This is a genomic window from Pseudoalteromonas sp. P1-7a (assembly GCF_001401855.1).
Taxonomy (GTDB): domain Bacteria; phylum Pseudomonadota; class Gammaproteobacteria; order Enterobacterales; family Alteromonadaceae; genus Pseudoalteromonas.
The window spans coordinates 1-451 of record NZ_LKDU01000099.1; the positions used below are offsets into that span (position 1 = coordinate 1).

A 451-nucleotide genomic window follows, 5' to 3' on the forward strand; every position below is an offset into this window, starting at 1 on the left:
GGTGCGGAAGGAGAGACTTGAACTCTCACATCCTAAGATACTGGAACCTAAATCCAGCGCGTCTACCAATTCCGCCACTCCCGCATTTTTTGTGTTTAATAAACACTGGTAGTTATTTTAAACTCTTCATTGAGCCGCAATTTAACTCTTGCAGAGCCACTTCTAAAAAAGAAATGGTGGCTAAGACGGGATTTGAACCTGTGACCCCATCATTATGAGTGATGTGCTCTAACCAGCTGAGCTACTTAGCCATTGTTGGCTGGGATACCAGGATTTGAACCTGGGAATGCCAGGATCAAAACCTGGTGCCTTACCGCTTGGCGATATCCCAACAGAAAACAATTGATAGTTTAGTTCATATCAGAACATGGTGCGGAAGGAGAGACTTGAACTCTCACATCCTAAGATACTGGAACCTAAATCCAGCGCGTCTACCAATTCCGCCACTCCC

The 451-nt window shown here is 45.2% G+C and carries 3 tRNA genes; all 3 read right to left on the reverse strand.

The window, feature by feature from the left end:
• Nucleotides 1–2: 2 nt before the first annotated feature.
• Nucleotides 3–84: transfer RNA gene (locus AN389_RS19650), tRNA-Leu, on the reverse strand.
• Between the two features lie 90 nt (nt 85–174).
• Nucleotides 175–251 (reverse strand) — tRNA-Met (locus AN389_RS19655).
• Nucleotides 252–256: 5 nt separating this feature from the next.
• Nucleotides 257–331, reverse strand: a tRNA-Gln gene (locus AN389_RS19660).
• Between the last annotated feature and the right edge of the window lie 120 nt (nt 332–451).